Genomic DNA, 22967 nt, shown 5'->3' on the forward strand with positions numbered 1-22967 from the left:
ACATTAGATAAATAAAAATAGTTAGATTTTATAGAAAGCGCATACAGAAAACCGTTTGCTGTGATATAATACACTTGTATTATTAAATAATCGGAGTAATTATGAATAAAATTAAAGTTGTAAGTAATCCTTACGAGAAGACAGTAACTTTTTGTCGCTACGACTTATCTAGTGAAAGTTGGATAACAATAAATAGTGAAAATAACTCAAATAGTAAGTTGGTTTCAGCCGTTTTTCAACGTGGCTTTTTTCCTTTTAAGGTATATGATATTTTAAAAGAAATTGAAAATGAGTATTCTGTTCCAGATGAAAAACTTGAATTAATTTTTGAGGGGCCAAATGATGAAAAGCAACAGTTAGAAGAAGCATTAAAAGATGAGCGCTTTTCAAATATTATTTTATCATCATCTACAAGCTATTTAGAGAACGCACGCGATGTTCTGCCAGAAATTAATCGTATTTTTAAAAATCTTGAGCCACTGATTATAAAGAATATTGGGGAGAGCAACAAGGAGATTGAAACACAGTTAAAACGCTTTTCGGATGCCTCCGGAGATACAGTTCCTATCTGTGTATTAGGAACCTATAGTGCAGGGAAGTCAACTTTTATCAATGCCTTGATTGGGCAGGAATTACTCCCAAGCGCTGAGACTCCTGTGACCGCTAAAATCTATAAAGTTACGGCTAGTTCTTATGAAGATCGTGCCAAAATCTCTTTTGTATATAAAGATGAAAGAGTCGTTCTCACTTTCCATGATAATCAAGTATTTTATGATGGATTGAATGTCACTGATTCATTTGGTAAGAAAGTCGATGGTATCTTGAATACTTCTTTTGATTCAATCATTTCAAAGCTACATGCAGTATTAGAAGTTATCAATGATTCTGCTGACCAAGGTGTTGGAGATTTAATCGAAGTACTTGTCCCATTTTCGAAAGGTATTTTAGGAGATGTAGGTTCAAAAATTACAATATTCGACACCCCGGGTTCTAATTCATCAACCAATAGTCAACATTCAGAAGTACTTGCTAATGCCATGGCTGGTATGTCAAATGGATTACCAGTTTTTGTAACTGACAGTAGTTCCTTGGATAGCACAGATAACAGTAAATTAAAAGAAAAGCTTATTTCAGTAGAAGGCTTAGATGAACGGTTCACCATGATTGTGGTTAATAAGGCCGAGGCAGCGGATCTAAGCTCGACTAATCTTAAAAGTGATTCTTTTAGAGATAGAATCATGAAACAAGCCATTCCAAGTAAATTATATGCCCAAGGCATTTATTACGTGTCTTCAATTTTAGGACTTGGAGCGAAATTAAAAGGTCATCTTGAGGGTGAATTTTACTCTGAGCAATTTGATACTTATAGAGAAAAATATTCAAATCCTGAAACGAAATACTATAAGAAATTGTATGAGTTCGATATCCTTCCAAGACAAATGTCTAGTACAGTTCGAGAAACTGCTGAAAAAAGCTCAGACCTCATCTATGCAAACAGTGGTTTGTTGACTATTGAAGATACCATAAAAACTTTTGTTGACCGCTATTCACACTATAATAAGTGCCAGCAGGCAAAAGCTTTATTAGATAAACTTTTGTTAAAAACTAATGCTGTAATTACTGAGAAAAATGCAGATTTACATAGCAGAGAGGCTGAATTGGAGGCTAATCTTGATGACCAAAAACTCGTCATTGTTGAAAGTTTGAAATCCACTTCGTTGTCAATGGGAAATGATCTTTTGATTCAGTATCCAAAAGAAATGAAGATTTTCCAAGAAGATCTCATGAAACAAATTAATAAAGATGATGTTCTAAACCGTTTCAATGACATACAGACTGAGATACTCTCATTAAATCCAACTTTAAATTTAACTGAGCATCAACAAATAGATATTAGTAATCTAAAAATAGGAAATATCAGTAACGAGGTTAGTAACTATTTCGGTGTTACACGTGAGAACAAGACAAAGAAAATCAATTTAGAGAATCTAGCTTCTGCACAAACAGTTGACTATTTTAGAAATAAATTTGTAGAAGAACTTTATTTTTCAAGGATAGACTTTGAACGTATTTCTAGCAGTTTTTGGTCTAATCATGCTTCTGAGATAAAATCTCATTTTGAGCGTATTATTTCAGGTGATTTGGGACTTGAACCAGAAAAACGTCAAAAGCTTTCTCAATTGATTTTATCTTATGAAGAGATAGATTTTACTCAATTAAATCTTGAAAAGTTTAGTAAAGAAGAACTTAGTTATGTATTTAGATTGGGAGACTTTACTTTGAAATCAAGTAAAGTTAACGCATCTGGCCTTAAGAAGACCTATAATGATTTATTTAAATCAAAGATGACAGAATTTGCAGGAAGTATTTGTTCGGAACACGAGAAAGCTTTTAAAATTTGGCTAGTAAATCTTACAAGTATAATTGTTCAAAATATAATTGAATTTAGTCCAGAATTAAGTGCTTTGAATACGAAAATTCAGAGAACAAGAAATGAAGTTGCAAGCTTAGAGGAGCAGCAGCAACAAATTGAAAATTATACTAACCAGATTAAACAAATGATTACTTGGAAATAGCTTTTTGTAGGTGAATCGTATGGGAATAAAAAATATTATTAATAAGGCAGGAGCTAAGGCTGCAGACAAGGTTGCGAAACTTTCAGCTTTGAGCCCTGAGCAACTCAAACAAGTTGAGGAGCAAAGAGAAAAGTATCTGGCTGATCAACCTAATATTAGCGATGAGGAGTTAACGAATCGTTTATTAGCTTCATGTGGAGTAGAAATTTTCAATTCGTATTTGGAACAAATAAAAGAACTTTATGTTCCTATAGAAAATAAGGTAGAATTTGGTACAGACTTTCAGGAATCATATAATATCAGGTATTTCAATATCACAAAATGGGTCATTGACAAAAAAGAAAATAGTTTAGAAAAACTGGTTAATGTTTATGAAGTACTTTCTAACGAGGACTGTAATATTGCTCTCGTCTTCAATCGAACTGAAACCAATACAGAAGTTTATCTGGCTGTAGTAAATACCAAGAATGATTCTGATAATGTCAATGTCGAAAATTATCGTAAGAGATTGTTAGAAGCCATTAAAGGTAACTTTCCTGGATCTACAGTCCAGAATGAAAAGGGAATCGGTAGGATTCCTTGTCTAGCAAACTCTAAGCCTTATTCAGTGGCAACGGTGTCTAATTTACCAACTGCCAAATCTGAAAAATTTATCAGTCAAACCATCGAAAAATTGATTGATGGCGTCATTCCGTCACAACCATCCGAAAACTATACCTTAATCCTTTTAGCAAGTCCTATTCAAGATATAGAGAACAGAAAGTTACGTTTATCTGAGCTATTTTCAGCCTTAGCGCCTTATGAAAAATGGCAAACCAACTATACTTTCACAGCTTCAGATGCAACGACTTCCATGGCTACTTTTGGAGTCAATGTTGGAGCCAGTGCTGGTATCCAACATGGTAAGAATCAATCAGTTAACCAATCTGCTGGGGATACCCAAACTAGTGGTCAATCTCAAACGGATTCGTCTGGTCAGACTGATGGTACCAATACTTCCCATACAGATGGTACAAATAAAGGATCATCACATACTAGTGGTGGCAGTCTTGAAGGGAGGACGCCATTTGGAGTGGGAGCAACTGTTGATTACCATTACTCTAAAAATCATGGAACAAGTACTGCAGATTCTGTTGGTCAATCGACTGCAAAAACTGTTAGCCGTGCCCTTGCTAAAATTGCTAGTCGTGCCCTATCACAAACGGTTGGACAAACCTTGGGGTCTTCAAGTGGTGTTAACTTAGGTTCTAATATCGGTGCTAATTTTGCGCGTGCCTCAAATGTGACTGCGACAGTCGGTAAGAATGAGGGAATCACTCAGTCCTTTACCAATCATAATATTTCTCACGCCCTTAAGGTCCTTGAAGAACAGATGAAACGTTTTGAAAAAGGAACGGCTATGGGCATGTGGGAGTTCGCTGCCTATGTACTCAGTGAGGATCAAAATATTGCGAATAATGTTGCTCACACTTACTTAGCTTTGACCCAAGGAGAAGAGTCCTTTATGAGTCAGTCTTCGGTTAATTTATGGAGAGGGGATTTAGGTGAGAGCAGTGGTGACGCAGAGGAGATTGTAGCATACCTAAGAGAATTACGTCACCCTTTATTTGGATTGAACCCTAATTTGCTATTAGCTGATCCAACCTTTAGTGTCTACCCATCTATCGTGACATCAACAGTACCTCTTACTGGTCAAGAATTAGCCTTTTCATTGAACTTCCCAAGAAAATCTATTCCTGGACTACCGATATTAGAGTGTGCAGAATTCGGCCGAAATATTGCTAAATTTGATGAAGAAGATGTTACTGATAAGATGCTTCATTTAGGTGATATTTTCCATATGTATCATAAGGAAGATGTACCAGTAAATCTGAACCAAAACTCTTTAGCCTCTCATGTTTTTGTGACAGGTAGTACGGGATCTGGTAAAAGTAATACGATTTATCAACTCCTTAATGAAGGCAGAAAGAATGGCTTGAAATTCCTAGTTGTTGAACCTGCAAAAGGAGAATATAAGCATGTCTTTGGTAATCACGACGATGTTTCAGTTTATGGAACGAATCCTCAGTTAACACCATTGCTGAGGTTGAATCCGTTTAGTTTCCCTAAAGAAATTCATATTTTAGAGCATCTAGATAGACTAGTTGAAATTTTCAATGTATGTTGGCCGATGTATGCGGCTATGCCAGCTGTTTTAAAAAAAGCTGTAGAACAATCTTATCAAGATTGTGGATGGGATCTTCTTGAATCAAGCAACCCTTATGGTAGACTTTATCCAAATTTCAATGATATAGCAGATAATATTAAGACGATTATTGATTCCAGTGAATATGATGATGAGAATAAAGGTGCTTATAAAGGAGCCTTACTAACTCGAATAGAATCTCTGACAAACGGTATTAATGGACTTATCTTTTCAAATGATGAACTCACAAATGAACATCTATTTGATACGAATGTCATTGTTGATCTCAGTAGAGTTGGTTCCACTGAGACTAAATCATTGCTAATGGGTATTTTGGTATTGAAATTGCAAGAGTATCGCATGACTAATGGGGATATGAATGCAGAATTAAAACACATCACGGTGCTTGAAGAAGCGCATAATCTCTTAAAACGCACATCAACAGAACAAATGTCTGAATCAGCTAATCTCCTAGGTAAGAGTGTGGAGATGTTGGCAAATGCCATTGCTGAAATGCGCACCTATGGGGAAGGATTTATTATTGCTGATCAAGCACCAGGTTTAATGGATTTGTCAGTTATCCGAAATACTAATACTAAGATTATCATGCGATTACCTGATTTTTCAGATCGTGAATTAGTCGGTAAGTCAGCTAATCTAAACGATGACCAAATCATAGAACTCGCCAAATTACCAAAGGGCGTTGCAGCAGTCTATCAAAATGAATGGATTCAACCAGTTTTATGTAAGGTTGAAAAAGTTGAGCATGATTCTAATACATTTCAGAATACATTCGTAGAAAGTGTTACGTCTAAAAGTTTCAAAGCCAACAATGTCAAATCGGTTATTTTAGATTATCTTGTAACAAATTGGATGACCAAAGGTAAGCATGTAGATTATTCTAGTGTAAGTGAATTGATATTAAATTCAAATATCAGCTCAAAGATTAAAAGGCTTCTTATGGAAGTCAATGATTCTAGCGGGGACGTTAATTTGAAGAGTTTGAGAGAACTTGTGTATGAATTGCTAGATGCCAATAGGGCAATCGAGAAATCAAAGGATGAGGACGATATTCATGACTGGGTTGACACTGTAGTACATAACTTCCAACTACCTATCGAATCTTACCCTAAAGAAACGATTAATATCATCTTGGCATTGGTAATTGAAGAACATCAGTTTCGAGATTCCTCTTACGAAAATCTATTTAAACGTTTTGTAGAAGTTCAAACAAAAGAAGGGGGCGTATACTAATGGAAGGAAAAAATCTTGAAGCTGTAAAAAATACTGCCGATAATTTTAAAAGTATTCTCCCAAAGGATAAATTGTCTGGACAAGACATTAAAAATTTTACAAAATCACTATTTAAAATAAATGACAATAATTTTGAAAAGCAATTTATTCCTAGCACAAATGGTAACTGGACTGGTGAGCCTGGAAATTCGAAATGGATTCCTGATCCAAGCTATGTCCCGCAGAATACACAAACTAATCCAGAACAGAAAACGATTAAGGAAATATTTCAACCATATGGTATTGATGGAATTACCTTTAAAAATTTTGAACCAGATTTTACACCTATAGCTAAAGAAAGCTTTAAAATAAAAAACTTTTCAGAAAAAAGGAATAAAAATTTTAAACAAGGTGATTTACAATTAGCTATCAAAATGGGAGTCAGTCCCGAAGAGGCAAAAGCTTATAGAAAAGAACATAGGCTAACCTATCATGAAAGAAGTGACATGAAAACCTTAGATCTAGTACCTATAGATGCCCACGGTGCAATTCCACATAAAGGTGGAATTGCGAAATGTAAAGAATTAATTGAGAAGAAAGGTAATGAATCATGATAGAGTCAAAATTTGGTGAATTAGAATTTGATTTTGGGTATTACACCAAGCTTGAAGTAAATTTGTTTTCACAGTCTCAAATTGTGCCAGTTGATTTTTCTGCGTATTATGAAAATGATGGTATTACAGAACAGCAAGAGTCGGTATATTCTCAGTTTTTAGAGGAAAAAGATAAACAGTTAGAAAAGCTTCAAGCCCTGTTGATAGCTGAATTTGGTATTGAAAGTAAACAGAGATTTAGTTTAAGTGAATTGTACATTGAGAGAACTGGAGAACTAGCATTCCTATTTGATGATTCTGAAAATCCTGATGAAGGAATTGTTGTCCAGTTGTTACCTAAGGTATTGATTACCAGTCAATCTGTTTATTTGTAGATTTATCAAGGTAATAAAGTCATCTATTTGAATCCTATCACACTTGTGATGGGATTTTTTCTCCCTCAAGTCACTATAAGTGCGAAATCTTCTCAAAAGCGTTACACTTAAGGCGTGGAGATGAGAGTATCTATTGAAGGGAGTGTTAAAAATGTCAAATCTAAATAATCATATGATTTATCTTGCTGGTGGCTGTTTCTGGGGTGTTGAGGAGTATTTTTCTCGCGTGCCTGGTGTGCTTGATGCGGTTTCGGGTTATGCCAATGGCCGTAGTGAGACGACTCGCTATGAGCTTATCGGTCAGACGGGTCACGCTGAAACGGTTCAGGTGACCTATGATGCTAGCAAGGTGTCCTTGCGTGAGATTCTGCTACATTTCTTCCGTATCATCAATCCTCTGAGTAAAAACAAACAGGGCAATGATGTGGGTAGCCAGTACCGTACGGGTGTTTACTACACGGATGCAAATGATTTATCGACTATCGAGCAAGTTTTCCAAGAAATGACTGAGCAATACGGTCAGCCTTTGGCGGTTGAATTGTTGCCCCTACATCACTTTATTCCTGCTGAGGATTATCATCAAGATTATCTCAAGAAAAACCCTAATGGCTACTGTCATATCAATGTCAATCAGGCAGCTAGTCCTGTTATTGATGCTAGTGCTTATCACAAGCCGAATCGAGAGGAGCTTAAGGAAAGTTTGAGTCCAGAAGCCTACGCTGTGACTCAGGAGAATGGAACGGAACGGGCCTTTACGAGTCCGCTTTGGAATCAGTTTGAGCCTGGGATTTATGTTGATGTGGCGACTGGTGAGCCACTCTTTTCGTCCAAAGACAAGTTTGATTCAGCCTGTGGTTGGCCAAGTTTCTCTAGACCTATTAGTCCAGAGGTAGCTAACTACAAGGAAGACCATTCGCACCATATGGATCGTATTGAGGTCCGTAGTCGTGTGGGTGATTCTCATCTAGGTCATGTTTTCCCAGATGGACCAAGTGATAGGGGTGGTTTACGCTACTGTATCAATGGTGTAGCAACGCGATTTGTTCCTAAAGCTGACATGGCAAAAGAGGGCTATGCTTACTTGCTTGATCAAGTGGACTGATTAGTCATTTTTAGATAGTTATTACTTAGTAAAAGCTAAAAGAGAGGTTGGTGCCCTTGGTTCTAACCTCTTTTTACATGACAAAAGAAGCTGTGAGATGAAAGCCTTTTAAATCTAACATGATATGTAACCTAACCATTCAGGATAAAAAAGTGACCTTTCATTACATTTTTTTACAATTTTATCCTATTTGTTTTACATATTATATAGAAAAAATAGTACACTATAATAGTGAGAAATCTGACAAGTGTAAATGTGTCCTTCTCCTTGGCTTTTGCTGGTTTTGGCGTCTGTAAACATTATTGTACTTTACGTAATAATGAGTCTTCCCAACCTCCCAATATGATTTTATATGTCTTAACTTACCAAAACAAGACTAGCAAGAGAATACTAAGATATTTCCTTAAGAAGTAATGACAGCGCTTGTTAGATTTTGTGATAACATTCAGATAGTCCTAAGGACTATTTTATTGTGCTAAACCTTTTTGACGGAGATTATTATGGAATGGATGAATAAACTAATCATATTAATAGCCATTTGTGTCTTGTGGTTCTGGTCTTTTCTTTTACTTCCTAAAACAGGGGAGAAAGTAGTTTATCTTTATCATTTCCTAGCTCTATGTGGTTTAGTCATGATTTATGTTGCCCTAGTTGATCCAGCTGGTCTCTGTGATACTTTTTTCAATATTAAACATCTATGTTTTCATTAATGAATCCAGTTTGGTAATAGGTCAGGAAAATCTGAATTTAATTAATCACTCATCAAAAGAAGCTTTCTGTGTATTGATAACAGTTTATCTGTTTTCAATATGCAGGAGGTTTTTTTCTGTATTATCGAGATTTGGACATAGAAAAAGCAGTCGGAAAAGACTGCTTCAGGTGTGTTACTGTTGTGATTCGTATCGTTTGACGATTCTATTTAAGCGCCACTGGTAACAGAGACCACTGACGATAAGACTGGTAATCAGGCCAATCCAGTAACTATAGGGACCAAGTCCAGTGACTTTTTCAAGCAGGAAGCCAACTGGGAGGGTGATGCCCCAGTATGTTAGGACACCGAGATAAAAAGGTACCTTGGTATCTTTATAGCCACGCAGGATTCCTTGAAGCGGAGCCGCAAAGACATCTGCCACTTGGAAGAAGAGGCTATAGGTCATGAAAATGGCCGTCATTCTCAAAAAGTCAGGCTCATGCCCATAAAGTTCAGCCAAATCATAACGCAAGAAGTAGAGGAAAATCAAGGTAAAGATAGAAAATCCTAGGGCTGTTAGACGACCTAGCTTGCTGTAGCTCTTGACGGCATTCATGCGTCTAGCCCCAAATTCGTAGGAAATAATGATAGCCATAGCACTGGAAATGCTGAGAGGAAAGGCATACATGAGATTTGAGAAATTCATGGCCGCCTGGTGACTAGCAATCACTAGGGACGGATATTTAGACATAACCAAACCAACACCTGAGAAGATAGCGACCTCCGCAAAGACCGTTCCACCAATAGGAAGACCCAGTTTAAGTGCGTCAAGTAGAGCTGTTTTATCAAGGGGTTGGACCTTTTCAATGTGGTAGGGCTTAACCTTTTTATGCTTTCTGATAACCGAAATGGAAATGAGGAGAAGGGCCCAATAAGCCATTGAAGTTCCCAGACCTGCCCCGGCTCCCCCTAACTCTGGTAGACCAGCAATGCCATATATGAGGAGGAAATTGAAGAAACCGTTGAGAGGTAGGAGCAAAAGCATGAGATACATGGAAAGGCGTGTGAGGCCAAGGGCATCAAGGAAGGAGCGAACCACACTAAAGAGTAGAAGGGGGATAATCCCAAGACTTAGAAAGCGTAGATAACCAAGGGCAACCTTTCTGACCAAAGGCTCCAAACCTAAATGATTCAAAACCAAGGGTGCCCCTAGAAAAACGAGGGCAAAAAGGATAAGTGATAGGCCCAAAGCCATATAGAGAAATTGATAGAAATCAGGTGCTACTCGGTCCTTGCGACCTGCTCCTAGATGGTGTCCGATAATAGGAACTAGGGCAGAGACGATACCTGTTAAAAAGGTGAAAAAAGGACTCCATAAACTCGTTGCCATGGCTACCCCCGCCAAGTGTAGGGCATCGTATTGACCAGTCATGGTAGTGTCCACAAAGGCTGCTGAGAAGTTGGCAAACTGATAAATCAGTATGGGCACAAAAATCTTGAAGAAAACAAGAAATCGCTCACGGAGAGAATGTGTTTCGTGCATTCTGTTTTCCTTTCTAAATTAATTTTTCAAACATTTATATTCTCATTGTACTATAGATATGACTTGGATTCAATCTGTTTAATTGCATGACAAAACACCTAAGTCAAGCGACTCAGGTGTTCTTGTGTTATTTTTCTTTTTTGTTATGGTTCAAAATGGCATTGAGGACAATGGCAAGCAAGCTTGCGACCACGATACCGTTTGAGAAGAACATTTGGAAAGCATTTGGTAGGCTGTTGAAGAGGTTGCTGCCGTTAAGACCAACCCCTGCAGCGATTGATACTGCAGCAATCAAGAAGTTGTGTTCGTTATTGGCGAAATCAACACGCGCCAAGATTTGCATCCCTTGGATAGAAACAAAACCGAACATGACAAGCATTGCACCACCAAGGACTGGGCTTGGGATGATTTGTGCCAAGGCACCAAACTTAGGAAGGAGTCCAAGAAGAACAAGGAAACCAGCGGCATAGTAGATTGGCAAGCGAGTCTTGATACCTGACAACTTCACAAGACCAACGTTTTGTGAAAAACCAGTGTATGGGAAGGTGTTGAAGAGTCCACCAAGGAGAACAGCCAAACCTTCAGCGCGGTAACCGTTACGAAGGCGAGTGCTATCGAGTGGTTCTTTGGTAATATCAGAGAGGGCCAAGTAAACCCCAGTTGATTCAACCATAGACACGGTAGCGATAATACACATCATAATAATTGATGACAACTCAAACTTAGGTACCCCGAAGTAGAATGGCGTTGGCACGTGAACAATAGGTGCCGCAGCTACTGGTGAGAAGTCAACCAAGCCCATGCTTGCTGCGATAGCAGTACCGACAATCAAACCAATCAAGATTGAGATGGATTTGATAAATCCTTTAGTGAAAATATTAACTACAAGGATGATAAGAACGGTGATAGCGGCAAGGAAGAGGCTTTGACCAGTAGGCTTATCAGCATTATTCCCCATATTTCCGATTGCAACAGGGATGAGGGTCAAACCAATAGTTGTAATGACTGATCCTGTAACGATAGAAGGGAAGAGATTGGCCACTTTTGAAAAGACGCCAGAAACGAGGATAACATAAATCCCTGAAACGATAAGGGCACCAAACATAGCACCGCTACCGTGTTTCTCACCAATCATAATAAGTGGTGCTACTGACTGGAAGGCAACCCCAAGAACAACTGGAAGACCGATACCGAAGTATTTATTAAGTTGAAGTTGGAGGAAGGTTGCTACACCACACATGAAAATGTCAGTTGAAATCAAGTAGGTTAATTCGTGAGCTGAATACCCCAAGGCTCCAGCAATCATGATTGGCACCAGGATTGATCCCGAGTACATGGCAAGTAGGTGTTGCAGTCCTAGGACCGCTGCTTGCGAGTGTTTCTCTTTATTTTGCATTAGATGTCTGCCTCCTTAAATACGACTTGACCATTTTCAAAACGATCCAAACGAGCAAGTGAAACGACTGGGTAGCCAGCTTCTTCCAGAAGGGCACGACCATCTTGGAAAGATTTCTCAATAACGATACCAACCGCTTCGACGTGTGCACCAGCTTCTTCGATGATTTGAATCAAGCCTTTGGCAGCTTGGCCGTTAGCTAGGAAGTCGTCAACGATGAGGACCTTATCTTCAGGAGTGAGGAACTTGCTTGCGATAGAGACAGTACTAGTCACCTGCTTAGTGAAGGAGTAGACCTCAGCAGTGAGGATCCCTTCATTCATGGTGATATTTTTAGCCTTCTTAGCAAAAATCATAGGGACATCCAAGGCCTCAGCAGCGTAGAGGGCTGGAGCAATACCAGATGCCTCGATAGTCACCACCTTGGTGATGCCTGCATCCTTGAACTTTGCAGCAAAGACCTTTCCAATCTCACGCATGAGGTCAAAGTCCACTTGGTGAGTGAGGAAAGAGTCAACTTTGAGGATGTTCTCCCCAAGGACATTCCCATCTTTGAGAATGCGGTCTTCCAGTAATTTCATATTACCTCCTATAAAAAATATAACTAAAGTGTATTTTGATTTTCCCAGATTCTATTAAGACTCTGACAAAGATCAAAACCATCGAATAACAGAAAAAGGCTTGCAAAGCAAGCCTTTAAAATCATAAAAAGACGGTAAAATCTTTTTATGACTTTCTGACTTACTCATTGTTAGGTGTTACGGCACCTTGTAGAAACGTCACGCCGATTCGTGACATAAATAAGTAATGTTCTCATTGTTCGATGAAGCTGTCGTTGGTTGATGATAAACCAACATCAACTCTATTATAATACTATATTTTCTTTGAAGACTCAAAGGATTTTTCCTATGAAAACGCACTATTTTAAAAGTTGGAAAATTCAATCTAACATTATTGTAAGATTTGCTGATAATGGTCGTTTCTTATAGCATTTCTGTTATAATAGTGGGAAATGAAAGAGGTAGAGTTATGCATAAGATTTTATTAGTGGAGGACGACGAGGTTATCCGTCAACAAGTCAAAAAAATACTAGAACAGTGGGGTTACGAAGTTGTTCTTGTTGAAGATTTCATGGAAGTATTATCTATTTTTGTAAAAGTAGAACCCCACTTGGTTCTTATGGATATTGGTTTACCTCTATTCAACGGTTATCATTGGTGTCAGGAAATTCGTAAGGTCTCCAAGGTGCCTATTATGTTCTTGTCTTCCAGAGATCAGGCCATGGATATTGTTATGGCAATCAACATGGGTGGGGACGACTTTGTGACTAAACCTTTTGACCAAAATGTTCTCCTAGCAAAAATTCAAGGGCTTTTGCGTCGTTCTTATGAGTTTGGTAAGGATCAGAGTCTCTTGGAATATATGGGTGTGATTCTGAACCTTAAGGCCATGGATTTGGTTTATCAGGGAGAGGTCGTTTCTTTGACAAAGAATGAGTTTCAGATTTTACAAGTTCTTTTCGATCATGCTGGTAATATCGTTAGTCGGGAAGACCTCATGAAGGAGCTTTGGAATAGTGACTTCTTTATTGATGACAATACCCTGTCAGTTAATGTAGCTCGTTTACGTAAGAAGTTAGAGGCAGTGGGTTTGAAGGATTTTATTGAAACCAAGAAAGGTGTTGGCTACGGGTTGCGTCATGATGGGTAAGTGTCAATTTATCAAATACCATATTAGGTCTCGTCTGATTTTCTATCTTTTGTTCGCCTTTAATGGAATCATATTGGTCTTGTTTGCTTTTTTATTTGAAGAGGCGGCAGATATTCTTTATTACGCCTTGACCATAATGACATTTGTGACTATCATCATGGTTATTTGGGACTTGGTTAGGTCCTATCACTCTTATAACTTAGCTTATCTCTATGAGGAAATCACACCATCAAGTCCTTTAGAATTTTACCTGGCCCAAGCTTTGGAAAGTGCTAGGGAGAGCCAGATGTCTCAGACTGAGGAGGAGCGCAAGCGCTATACAGATTTGATGGACTACTATACGCTTTGGGTGCATCAAATCAAGACACCAATAGCAGCCAGTCAATTATTGCTTCAGGATGTTACGGATAGTAAAACGAGGGCTCTCTTGGAGCAAGAGGTATTCAAGATTGATTCTTACACCAATTTGGTTTTGCAGTATTTGCGTTTAGAGAATTTTCATGATGATTTGCAGTTGAGGCAGGTTACATTAGAAGGGTTGGTTAAAGAAGTTGTTAGAAAACATAGTCTTTTCTTTATTCAAAAAGGATTGACTATTAATCTACATGACTTGGATGTTAAGGTCGTTTCAGATGAAAAATGGCTCTTGGTTATCATAGAGCAGGTCTTGTCAAATAGTTTGAAGTACACAAAGAGTGGTGGCATTGACATTTACTTCAAAGATAATAGGCTTTATCTTAAAGATTCTGGGATTGGTATCAAGGATAGTGATATTTTACGTGTCTTTGAGCGTGGTTTTTCAGGTTACAATGGCCGCTTGACTCAGCAATCGTCTGGACTGGGACTCTATCTTTCTAAGAAAATTGCTGATCAGCTTGGACATGATATTAGTATTAGTTCCCAAGTAGGTCAAGGAACCACAGTTTCCATTCATTTTCAAAAGCAAAAGTTGGCTATTGATTAATAACTTACAAAAGTGTAAGAAATAAGGCTAGAAATGAAAGCAAGGGTTATGGTTGAGACCTTGCTTTTTCTATAAAATGGTATCAGAAGTTAAGTAAGAGGTTCCTAAAATCTCTTCCAAATCTATTAAATAAAGGAGCTTATTATGACATTACTAGATGTTCAACATGTTAAAAAAATCTATAAAACACGTTTCAAAGGAAATCAGGTTGAAGCCCTTAAAGATATCCATTTTACGGTTGATAAAGGTGACTATGTTGCAATCATGGGTGAGTCCGGGTCAGGAAAATCAACCTTGCTTAATATCCTTGCCATGCTTGATAAACCAACAGCAGGACGTGTCTATCTGAATGGTATGGACACAGCAACCATCAAAAACAAGGATGCTTCTAGCTTCCGTCGTGAAAGATTAGGGTTTGTTTTCCAGGATTTCAATCTTTTAGATACCCTATCAGTTAAAGATAATATCCTGCTACCTTTGGTTCTTTCTCGTCGCCCACTTAAGCAAATGATGACACAAGTTGATGCAATTAGTCGTCAACTGGGAATTCATTCCTTACTAGAGAAGTACCCTTATGAAATTTCAGGTGGGCAAAAACAAAGGGTTGCGGTTGCGCGTGCAATCATCACTCAACCAGAAATCCTCTTAGCAGATGAGCCAACAGGTGCTCTGGATTCCAAATCTTCAGCGGCACTCTTAGATGTCTTTGATGCCATCAATATCAGCGGTCAGACCATTCTCATGGTAACTCACTCGACGGCTGCCGCCAGTCGTGCGAAGCGTGTTTTGTTTATCAAGGATGGAATTCTTTATAATCAAATCTTCAAAGGAGATAAGTCTGAACATCAAATGTTCCAGGAAATTTCCGATACACTAACTGCAATGGCAAGTGAGGTGAACTAATATGTTTCTTCTGACCAATAGACTGGCTTTGTCCAATCTCATAAAAAATCGTAAGCTTTATTATCCATATGCTTTAGCAACTATTTTGGCTATTGCCATTACCTATATTTTTACATCTTTAACGCTTAATCCGCATCTGGATGACTTAACTGGGTCAGATCCTATCAAGATGGTTTTGGGGATGGGACTTGTGATTGTCGCCCTCTCTTCTGGAATTATTGTTCTTTATGCCAATAGCTTTGTTATGAAAAATCGTTCAAAGGAGCTTGGCCTCTATAGTATGTTAGGCTTAGAGAAGCGTCACCTCTTTAGTATGATTCTAAAAGAAACGGTGATTATGAGTTTTGTGACTCTGCTTCTAGGTATAGGTGTGGGAGCACTATTTGATAAACTCATTTATGCTTTTCTTCAAAGGCTTATCGGTGAAAGTACTGGTTTAGTTTCGACCTTTCAAGTAATGACAATTCCTATTGTTCTTGTCATCTTTGCTTGTATTTTTAGTCTATTGGTTTTGGTAAATGGTTTCCGATTGCTACGGCTTAATCCTTTACAATTAACTAAAGATGGCCTTAAGGGTGAAAAAAAGGGACGTTTCCTAGTTATTCAAACCTTTTTGGGGCTTGGGTCTATGGGGTATGGTTACTATCTTGCTCTCTCTGTTCAGAATCCAGTAATAGCTATTATGAGTTTTTTCTTGGCTGTTTTACTAGTTATTCTAGGAACTTATCTTCTCTTTAATGCCGGGACTACAGTAGTTCTGCAACTCTTGAAAAAGAAGAAAAACTACTATTACAAGCCTAATAATATGATTTCCATTTCCAACCTTGTCTTTCGGATGAAAAAAAATGCAGTTGGTCTGGCGACTATTGCTATCCTCTCAAGCATGGTTTTGGTGACGCTTGTAGGCGCTGCAAGTATCTATGCTGGTAAAAAAGACTATCTAGCGAGTGCTACTCCACATGATTATTCAGTTGCGGGCAATAAAGTTGACCTTACAAGCACTAAAAAGCTTATGGATGATTTCTTAATCAAAACAGGTGAGCAAGCAAATGAAGAAGTAGCTGTCTCTTATCTTTTATTTGGTATAAAAAATCAAGAAACTAATAAGTTAACCGTTTTTACTAAAAATGAAAGAAAAGTTGTTCCAAAATCAATTGTTCTGGTCTTTTCTCAAGAAACCTTTAAGCAATTGACAGGGAAAGAACTCAATCTCAGTTCTAATCAAATTGCCTTATACACTAAGAATAAAACATTGAAGACGCAAAAGAGTCTGTCCATAGATGGTAAGAACTACCAGATTCATAGGCAACTTGGTGACTTTATCAATAAAAAAATACCAAATATCTATAAGATTATTGTGTCAGATTATAGCTACTTAGTTGTACCAGATATCAAGATTTTTGAGTCATCAATGAAAGGGACATCAATAACGCAAGCTACTTATGTTGGTGTTAACGTCAAGAACCCTACACATGATGCCAAGAAAAATTTAGATTTGCTAGACCAAATAGCAGGTGAAGCAACAAAACAGTTAGATAGTCAAACTACTGGTGTCCCTGTGTCTTACTTCTCTGCAAACAGCCGATATGATGCAGAAGGGATGGTAAATGGCTTTGTTGGTGGAACCTTCTTTATTGGTATCTTCCTATCCATCATCTTCATGCTTGGCACAGTTCTTGTGATCTACTACAAACAGATTTCTGAAGGTTATGAGGATCGTGAGCGTTTTGTTATTCTTCAAAAGATTGGTTTGGACGACCTTCAAGTCAAGCAAACCATTCGTAAGCAAGTTCTTACAGTCTTCTTCCTTCCTTTGATTTTTTCCTTTATTCACTTGGCCTTTGCCTATCATATGATCAGTTTGATTGTGCGTATCATTGGAGTTCTCAATCCAGATCTTATGTTAGTGGTCACTATCATTGTTTGTGGTGTTTTCTTCCTAGCTTATATCATGGTTTTCGTCCTAACGTCGCGTTCTTATCGTAGAATCGTATCAATGTGACTTACATAGAGTCTAGTTCAAGCTAGGCTCTATTTCTTTTATGCTATAATAGATGACAGAATTATAAATTATCGGAGAAAACACATGTCACAGACTATTGATGTCAAACGTTATGAGGAATTGGCACGTCAAAAGCAAGGGGAGCACCGAAAGTTTCTAGCACAACTCAAGAAGAAGGCTCCTAAAAATTTAGATAAGATTGTTCAGCAGGTACACAATGAAGTCTTTCAAGAAATTGATTGTACCCAGTGTGCTAATTGTTGTAAGACGCTTGGTCCCGACTTCACAGAGCAGGACATTACTCGCATTGCCAAACATTTTCGAATGAAATTACCTGCCTTCGAGGAGATGTACCTTCAGGTAGATGAGGATGGCGACAAGGTCTTCAAGTCTATGCCTTGTCCCTTCTTAGGGCCTGATAATCTCTGTGATATTTATGATGTCCGTCCTAAGGCCTGCGCAGCCTTTCCTCACACGGATCGTAAGAAAATCTATCAGATCAATCATCTGACTATCAAAAATACGCTTTTCTGTCCAGCAGCCTACCTTTTTGTGGAAAAACTCAAGGATAGGATTTAGAAAGGAACTGTTATGAAACGATTTAATGCAGGTGTTTTCACCCTACTTATCATTGCTGCCTATTTTATTGCAACAGCTTTTATTCCAGATTTGTATTTGGCTTTTAATTATAAGTTGATTTTGGCCTTGCTTTTTGTGCTTTTGAGCTGGCAATCTAAGGGAAAATTTCTCTTTTTCTTGGGGATGGCTTTTCTATCGACCTATATCCATGACCTCTTTAGATTGGACTATTCAGAATGGACACTCTTTGTAGGGATTCTTATCTTGGGCATTGCGGTAGACCGTTTGAGTAAGCCAAGTTATAAGAAAAAATTCTCTTACAAGGTGTCTAAAGAACATGAGCGAGAAATTTTTGCTAAGACTCTTTTTTCAGAGTCTGTGCAGGTGGTGACTTCTCAAAACCTCGAAACTGTCTATGCCAATGCTGATTTTGGGCGTTTGACCTTGGATTTGTGTCAGGCTCAGTTTATGACGGACCGACCTCAGATTGTGGTTCAGGCCAATTTTTCTCAGGTCATCATTCGAGTGCCCAAGGATTGGCAAGTGGATACACACGGGCTTCATACAAGCCTAGCAGGAGTGAAAGGCTATGATGGTCTAGGAGAGCGAGAATTATCAAGCACTACAGTTTCTCTAACAGGATCTGTATCCTTTGGACAAGTAACTGTCAAACATTGAAAATGATGAAAGAGCGAAAGCTCTTTTTTCTTGCAAATCCTTTTAATATAACATTGAATACGTTTACAAATAGTGCTATACTGATAGTGAAAATAATTGGAAAATTGCAATCATTTCTTTAGAAAGGAGTTTTCTTATGGAACGATTTAATCTTCGATCCTTCTTGTTGCTTTTACTAGCAGCTTGTTTTATCGCTAGTGCCTTTATTCCAGATTTTTGGATCATGGTCAATTATAATCTGGTCTTCTTCGTGGCCGTCATTTGTTTTGGTATCTTGAATAGGCGACCTCTCCTTATTTTTCTTGGTTTGGCCTTCTTATCAACCTATGTTCATGACTTGTTAAATCTCGATTTTGCACAGTGGAAACTCTTTAGCGGTATCTTTCTAATAGGTTTGGCCTTAGAGTTGCTCTATGGCAATAGGCAAAAGAAGGGTCTCACTAAAGACTATAAGGTCAATAAGAACGACCAAGAAGGACCACATATTTCTGTTAAGACATATATGGCTGAGGATAGGTATCGCATCTATTCTCAAGAAGTCGAAACGGTTGATATGAATATGGCTTTCGGTGAGCTGTGGCTGGATTTGAGTCAAGCCAGCTTTGCATCAAGTCAGGTAGCAGTTCATCTTGATGCTAAGTTTGGTGAAGTTCATATTCGACTTCCTCATGCTTGTGTTATGGACACCACTGGAATCTCACATCCCCTATCATCTGTAAAGGTGGATCGTTTTGAATCTGATTTAGAACAAGTTGAAACGAGACTTCATCTGAGCGGAAGTCTCTTCTGCACTGAGCTAGAAGTGGAGTATTAAGGGAGTCCAATGATATCAGCTCTATTGTCAATTAGCATGGTTCCTATACAAAAGAAAGGAAATCACAGGTATGAGTGAAACGGTTATTCAAGTCACATCCCTTGGAAAACGCATCAAGGGAAAGACCATTTTAGAGGATATTAGTTTTGAGATAAATCAGGGAGATTGTGTCGCCTTGATTGGACCTAATGGGGCGGGTAAGACTGTCTTGATGTCTTGTATTCTTGGAGATAAAAAGCCCAGCAGTGGTCAGGTCCTCATTGATGGTAAGGCAGGTAAGGCCAAAAATAAAATTGCGGTTCTCCTTCAGGAAAATACCATTCCAAATAGTTTGAAAGTGGAAGAGCTGATTGCCTTCTTCCAATCTATTTCTGATAATCCCTTGACCAATCAAGAGGTTCAGGAACTCCTACAATTTAAGGAAGACCAGTATCAGCAGTTCGCGGATAAACTCTCTGGTGGACAAAGACGTCTTCTAGCTTTTGTCCTTTGTTTGATTGATAAACCGAAAATCCTCTTTTTGGATGAACCGACAGCGGGTATGGATACATCTACTCGTCAGCGTTTCTGGGAGATTGTCAATGACTTGAAAAGAGCTGGGACAACTATCCTCTATTCCTCTCACTATATCGAAGAAGTGGAACACACGGCTGACCGCATCTTAGTCCTCCATCAAGGGAAACTCATCAGAGATACCACGCCATACGCTATGCGACACGAAGAGAAAGAGAAGCAGGTCACTCTTCCAAGTAGCTTTGTTAACATTGTTCACGGACTATCAGACATCTATGAGCTTACTGAGAAGAGGGATGTCATCAGCTTCATGACCAAAGATATCGAAAAGGTATGGCAAAGTCTTGAAGAAGCGGGTTGTGGAATCTCTGATATTGAAATTCAAAATAAAACACTCTTGGATAGCCTATTTGATTCAACAAGGGAGAACAAGGCATGAAAGCATTACTAAAAATTGAATGGATTAAAACGTGGCGAAGTTGGCCAGTCTTTATCATGGGAATCGGGATACCTGTCGGATTTTTCCTCCTTTTTTCTAGTATCTTCTCAGCACCTACTCCAGAAGCTCAAAAAGAGTTTTTGCTGTCTTATATGCTGACCATGACTGGCTTCTCCATGTCTAGTTTTGGTTTGTTTACCTTTCCCTATATGTTGCAAGAGGACCGAATTGAACACTGGTTGACCTATATCGAGCACTCAAAGGTTAGTATTGCAGCTTATTATCTTTCTAAAATCTTTCGTGTGCTTCTAAACTTTATGGTTGCCATCATTGTGACCTTTTGTGTAGGTGCCTTTTTCCGAGATGTAGAGATGCCATTCTTTAGATGGGTAGGGTCAGGTGCTCTCTTACTTTTGTCCGGTCTGCTCTTTCTAGCTTTTGGTTTACTTATCGCTCAGATTAAATCTCAACAATTCATGTCTCTTGTGGCAAATATTATTTACCTTGTCTTGCCTATAGTGAGTGGTTCATGGGTTCCTATTTCCATGTTCCCTAAGTGGGTTCAGAGCATCTCTGAGTGGACACCTGTCTATCATGTCAATGAATTGGTCGTTAATTTTGCCATCAATGGGAAATTTTCATGGAAATCACTCCTGTTTATTGTAGCTTATACTGCAGTAGCAACAGGGCTTGCACTCTTTATCAAGTCTCAAAGGGAAAGTGATCGAGGTTAAAGGAGAAATAATGGATATCTGGCAGAAAATGTATGAAAAGGCTCAAGCCTTGTATCAGCCACAGGAAGTCTCAGACTTTGTCTATGCTAGACACGTTGTGGCTGCCGTTGAGGCTGGAGATGGGCAAATTTTCACGGGCTTTTGTATGGAAGGAACGTGTGGTGTTTTCCATCTATGTGCCGAAAGAGCTGCCCTTTTCAATATGTATCAAGAAACTGGTCAAACTAAGGTCAAGCGTATTATCGCCTTTCGTGACCAGCCACCTCATGGTGGACCATCTGGCATGCCTTGTGGGGCTTGTCGAGAATTTCTAATGGAACTCCATCCTGACAATCGTAACTTGGAGTTTATGGTTGACTACGACACACGTCAAACCATTACTTTGGGCGAATTATTGCCACTATGGTGGGGCGAAGAACGGGCTCAACAGTTTGAAGAAAAGTCGCAAGACAAGGCTTAACGTTTATCGAAATCACAAAATCCTCACATCTTAAGTGTGAGGGTTTATTTTTTGAAATTAATTTCAGAAAATTCGAAATTTACCTTGAAATTCAAAATGAAAGTGCTATACTATTCTGTGAAAATAGAAAGAAGGTTTCATTATGGAGTCACTTGTATCTTTTAGTAGATGGCTCAGCAAATGGTTTACTGTAGCTGTTATCCTCTGGGCTGCCTTTAACTATGCACTTCCCGCAACTAGTAGTTGGGTCATTCCCAATACGGCTTATCTACTTGGTTTGATTCTCTTTGGTATGGGACTTACCTTAACTACTGAAGATTTTAAACGTATTGCTAAGCGTCCAATTCCAGTTGTCCTTGGGACTGTTGCCCACTATGTCATCATGCCTGGTTTGGCTTGGTTACTTTGTATGATTTTCCATCTGAAAGGTGCGACAGCAGCAGGGGTTATCCTTGTTGGGTCTTGTCCAAGTGGGACTTCATCTAGTGTTATGGCCTTCCTTTCAGGTGGGGATGTTGCCTTGGATGTCTCTATTGAAACCCTCTCAACTCTCTTGGCACCACTCATGATTCCAACCCTCTTGTCATTCTTGGCTGGTCAGTACGTGAGTGTCCCTGCCCAAAGCCTCTTCCTTAGTACCTTGCGTATCGTGGTTGTCCCTATTATCTTGGGTGTGCTTGTTCACTCAATCTTTGGTAAGAAAATTGATGCCATCATCAAGATTATGCCTTTGATTTCTCAAGCTGCCATCCTCTTAATCGTTGGAGCAGTTGTTTCTGCCAACCATGCTAATATTTTCACAGCAGCGACAGCCCTTGTCATTCCAGTCGTTATGCTCCACAATCTTTGTGGTTATGCCCTTGGTTTTGGATTTTCAAAAATCCTTGGTTTGGAAGAGCCACAACAAAAAGCCATTACTTTCGAAGTGGGGATGCAAGACTCAAGTCTTGGAGCAACCCTTGCCATGAAGTATTTCGTGCCACAAGCTGCGATCCCATCAACTATCTTTAGTATTTGGCACAATATCTCAGGTTCCATCCTTTCATCATGGTGGAAGAACCATTCAAAAAATAATTAATAAGATAATGAAAAGCTGACCTTGGGTCGGCTTTTTTTCTTGTCTTTACGTCACATGACAAATGTCATGTCATGTCATGACATCTGGTGCTAAAAAGAGAGTGACTAAAAAGATATACTTTAGTCATAACTTAGAAATAATAAAAAACGAAAGAGGTCATCTCATGAAAATCAAAACATCTTATCTTATCTATGCTGTTATCGGAACTGTCTTTGCTGGACTTAGCATGTTTACTGATATCTTTGAAAAAGGCAACTTTGAAGCTATTTTCTCAAATCTTGGCATGATTATTGGCTTGTCTATCTCAGCCTACATTCTCATCACTATGGCTAAAAGTTTTATCGACCTTGTTATTAATGAATTGAAAAACTAGGAGATC

Annotated in this window: 20 protein-coding genes and 1 riboswitch; of the genes, 17 read left to right on the top strand and 3 right to left on the bottom strand. The window is 38.6% G+C overall.

Features of this window, described 5'->3' with window-relative positions; translation table 11 throughout:
• The first annotated feature begins 101 nt into the window (after window positions 1-101).
• From NST80_RS03740 to msrB, 5 genes are all read left to right on the top strand, one after another.
• Window positions 102-2576, top strand: a complete 2475-nt coding sequence (locus NST80_RS03740; RefSeq protein WP_070849449.1) for a dynamin family protein — start codon at window positions 102-104, stop codon at window positions 2574-2576.
• A gap of 19 nt (window positions 2577-2595) precedes the next feature.
• Window positions 2596-6015: a DUF87 domain-containing protein gene (locus NST80_RS03745; RefSeq protein ID WP_183138174.1), complete on the top strand. Its 3420-nt coding sequence runs from the start codon at window positions 2596-2598 to the stop codon at window positions 6013-6015.
• Window positions 6015-6608, top strand: a complete 594-nt coding sequence (locus NST80_RS03750) for an HNH endonuclease (protein ID WP_183138175.1) — start codon at window positions 6015-6017, stop codon at window positions 6606-6608. Before NST80_RS03745 ends, NST80_RS03750 begins: the two co-directional genes overlap by 1 nt.
• Window positions 6605-6982 (top strand): hypothetical protein, encoded by a 378-nt coding sequence (locus NST80_RS03755; protein ID WP_049528082.1) that lies wholly within the window; start codon window positions 6605-6607, stop codon window positions 6980-6982. Before NST80_RS03750 ends, NST80_RS03755 begins: the two co-directional genes overlap by 4 nt.
• A 151-nt stretch (window positions 6983-7133) precedes the next feature.
• Window positions 7134-8084, top strand: coding sequence for a peptide-methionine (R)-S-oxide reductase MsrB (gene msrB / locus NST80_RS03760; RefSeq protein WP_049528085.1), 951 nt, complete (start codon window positions 7134-7136; stop codon window positions 8082-8084).
• 884 nt (window positions 8085-8968) lie between these two features.
• On the opposite strand, the gene NST80_RS03765 is transcribed toward msrB, so the two are convergent.
• From NST80_RS03765 to NST80_RS03775, 3 genes are all read right to left on the bottom strand, one after another.
• Window positions 8969-10318, bottom strand: a complete 1350-nt coding sequence (locus tag NST80_RS03765; RefSeq protein ID WP_118171890.1) for an MATE family efflux transporter — start codon at window positions 10316-10318, stop codon at window positions 8969-8971.
• Between the two features lie 127 nt (window positions 10319-10445).
• Window positions 10446-11714 (bottom strand): nucleobase:cation symporter-2 family protein, encoded by a 1269-nt coding sequence (locus NST80_RS03770; RefSeq protein ID WP_070578812.1) that lies wholly within the window; start codon window positions 11712-11714, stop codon window positions 10446-10448.
• The gene (locus tag NST80_RS03775; RefSeq protein ID WP_070578815.1) at window positions 11714-12295 is read right to left on the bottom strand and encodes a xanthine phosphoribosyltransferase; all 582 of its coding nucleotides are present in this window, start codon (window positions 12293-12295) and stop codon (window positions 11714-11716) included. The genes NST80_RS03770 and NST80_RS03775 overlap by 1 nt, the downstream gene beginning before the upstream one ends.
• 147 nt (window positions 12296-12442) lie before the next feature.
• A riboswitch (purine riboswitch) is annotated at window positions 12443-12538 on the bottom strand.
• Window positions 12539-12743: 205 nt separating this feature from the next.
• Here NST80_RS03775 and NST80_RS03780 point away from each other — a divergent pair.
• From NST80_RS03780 to NST80_RS03835, 12 genes are all read left to right on the top strand, one after another.
• On the top strand, window positions 12744-13424 hold the full coding sequence (locus tag NST80_RS03780; protein WP_070578818.1) for a response regulator transcription factor: 681 nt from the start codon (window positions 12744-12746) through the stop codon (window positions 13422-13424).
• Window positions 13414-14388: a sensor histidine kinase gene (locus tag NST80_RS03785; protein WP_183138176.1), complete on the top strand. Its 975-nt coding sequence runs from the start codon at window positions 13414-13416 to the stop codon at window positions 14386-14388. The genes NST80_RS03780 and NST80_RS03785 overlap by 11 nt, the downstream gene beginning before the upstream one ends.
• A gap of 144 nt (window positions 14389-14532) precedes the next feature.
• Window positions 14533-15291, top strand: a complete 759-nt coding sequence (locus NST80_RS03790) for an ABC transporter ATP-binding protein (protein ID WP_155214087.1) — start codon at window positions 14533-14535, stop codon at window positions 15289-15291.
• A gap of 1 nt (window position 15292) precedes the next feature.
• Window positions 15293-17293, top strand: a complete 2001-nt coding sequence (locus NST80_RS03795; RefSeq protein ID WP_183138177.1) for an ABC transporter permease — start codon at window positions 15293-15295, stop codon at window positions 17291-17293.
• A gap of 84 nt (window positions 17294-17377) precedes the next feature.
• Window positions 17378-17872 carry a YkgJ family cysteine cluster protein gene (locus tag NST80_RS03800; RefSeq protein ID WP_002885314.1) on the top strand — a complete coding sequence of 165 codons (495 nt, stop codon included), beginning with the start codon at window positions 17378-17380 and terminating at the stop codon, window positions 17870-17872.
• A gap of 12 nt (window positions 17873-17884) precedes the next feature.
• The gene (locus NST80_RS03805) at window positions 17885-18550 is read left to right on the top strand and encodes a hypothetical protein (RefSeq protein ID WP_183138178.1); all 666 of its coding nucleotides are present in this window, start codon (window positions 17885-17887) and stop codon (window positions 18548-18550) included.
• Between the two features lie 136 nt (window positions 18551-18686).
• On the top strand, window positions 18687-19364 hold the full coding sequence (locus NST80_RS03810) for a hypothetical protein (protein ID WP_183138179.1): 678 nt from the start codon (window positions 18687-18689) through the stop codon (window positions 19362-19364).
• 70 nt (window positions 19365-19434) lie between these two features.
• A complete protein-coding gene (locus tag NST80_RS03815) occupies window positions 19435-20316 on the top strand; it encodes an ABC transporter ATP-binding protein (RefSeq protein ID WP_138261610.1) in 882 nt (293 codons plus the stop codon).
• Window positions 20313-21050, top strand: a complete 738-nt coding sequence (locus NST80_RS03820; RefSeq protein WP_004182313.1) for an ABC transporter permease — start codon at window positions 20313-20315, stop codon at window positions 21048-21050. The genes NST80_RS03815 and NST80_RS03820 overlap by 4 nt, the downstream gene beginning before the upstream one ends.
• 10 nt (window positions 21051-21060) lie before the next feature.
• Window positions 21061-21510, top strand: a complete 450-nt coding sequence (locus tag NST80_RS03825; protein ID WP_110981479.1) for a cytidine deaminase — start codon at window positions 21061-21063, stop codon at window positions 21508-21510.
• A gap of 142 nt (window positions 21511-21652) precedes the next feature.
• A complete protein-coding gene (locus NST80_RS03830) occupies window positions 21653-22588 on the top strand; it encodes a bile acid:sodium symporter family protein (protein ID WP_138261609.1) in 936 nt (311 codons plus the stop codon).
• 163 nt (window positions 22589-22751) lie between these two features.
• Complete coding sequence (locus NST80_RS03835) at window positions 22752-22961, top strand: hypothetical protein (RefSeq protein ID WP_004182317.1); 210 nt, start codon at window positions 22752-22754, stop codon at window positions 22959-22961.
• Window positions 22962-22967 lie beyond the last annotated feature (6 nt).

Origin of the sequence: Streptococcus sp. FSL K6-1323 (genome assembly GCF_038630745.1) — a bacterium.
Classification (GTDB): Bacteria; Bacillota; Bacilli; order Lactobacillales; family Streptococcaceae; genus Streptococcus; species Streptococcus salivarius_D.

Bases quoted from the DNA above. Each gene is read 5' to 3' on its own strand.
- NST80_RS03820 (WP_004182313.1), top strand. From the start codon at position 20,313: ATGAAAGCATTACTAAAAATTGAATGGATTAAAACGTGGCGAAGTTGG.
- NST80_RS03800 (WP_002885314.1), top strand. From the start codon at position 17,378: ATGTCACAGACTATTGATGTCAAACGTTATGAGGAATTGGCACGTCAA.
- NST80_RS03775 (WP_070578815.1), bottom strand. From the start codon at position 12,295: ATGAAATTACTGGAAGACCGCATTCTCAAAGATGGGAATGTCCTTGGG.
- NST80_RS03745 (WP_183138174.1), top strand. From the start codon at position 2,596: ATGGGAATAAAAAATATTATTAATAAGGCAGGAGCTAAGGCTGCAGAC.
- NST80_RS03815 (WP_138261610.1), top strand. From the start codon at position 19,435: ATGAGTGAAACGGTTATTCAAGTCACATCCCTTGGAAAACGCATCAAG.
- NST80_RS03750 (WP_183138175.1), top strand. From the start codon at position 6,015: ATGGAAGGAAAAAATCTTGAAGCTGTAAAAAATACTGCCGATAATTTT.
- msrB (WP_049528085.1), top strand. From the start codon at position 7,134: ATGTCAAATCTAAATAATCATATGATTTATCTTGCTGGTGGCTGTTTC.
- NST80_RS03830 (WP_138261609.1), top strand. From the start codon at position 21,653: ATGGAGTCACTTGTATCTTTTAGTAGATGGCTCAGCAAATGGTTTACT.
- NST80_RS03740 (WP_070849449.1), top strand. From the start codon at position 102: ATGAATAAAATTAAAGTTGTAAGTAATCCTTACGAGAAGACAGTAACT.
- NST80_RS03790 (WP_155214087.1), top strand. From the start codon at position 14,533: ATGACATTACTAGATGTTCAACATGTTAAAAAAATCTATAAAACACGT.
- NST80_RS03810 (WP_183138179.1), top strand. From the start codon at position 18,687: ATGGAACGATTTAATCTTCGATCCTTCTTGTTGCTTTTACTAGCAGCT.
- NST80_RS03785 (WP_183138176.1), top strand. From the start codon at position 13,414: ATGATGGGTAAGTGTCAATTTATCAAATACCATATTAGGTCTCGTCTG.
- NST80_RS03835 (WP_004182317.1), top strand. From the start codon at position 22,752: ATGAAAATCAAAACATCTTATCTTATCTATGCTGTTATCGGAACTGTC.
- NST80_RS03805 (WP_183138178.1), top strand. From the start codon at position 17,885: ATGAAACGATTTAATGCAGGTGTTTTCACCCTACTTATCATTGCTGCC.
- NST80_RS03780 (WP_070578818.1), top strand. From the start codon at position 12,744: ATGCATAAGATTTTATTAGTGGAGGACGACGAGGTTATCCGTCAACAA.
- NST80_RS03795 (WP_183138177.1), top strand. From the start codon at position 15,293: ATGTTTCTTCTGACCAATAGACTGGCTTTGTCCAATCTCATAAAAAAT.
- NST80_RS03765 (WP_118171890.1), bottom strand. From the start codon at position 10,318: ATGCACGAAACACATTCTCTCCGTGAGCGATTTCTTGTTTTCTTCAAG.
- NST80_RS03770 (WP_070578812.1), bottom strand. From the start codon at position 11,714: ATGCAAAATAAAGAGAAACACTCGCAAGCAGCGGTCCTAGGACTGCAA.
- NST80_RS03825 (WP_110981479.1), top strand. From the start codon at position 21,061: ATGGATATCTGGCAGAAAATGTATGAAAAGGCTCAAGCCTTGTATCAG.
- NST80_RS03755 (WP_049528082.1), top strand. From the start codon at position 6,605: ATGATAGAGTCAAAATTTGGTGAATTAGAATTTGATTTTGGGTATTAC.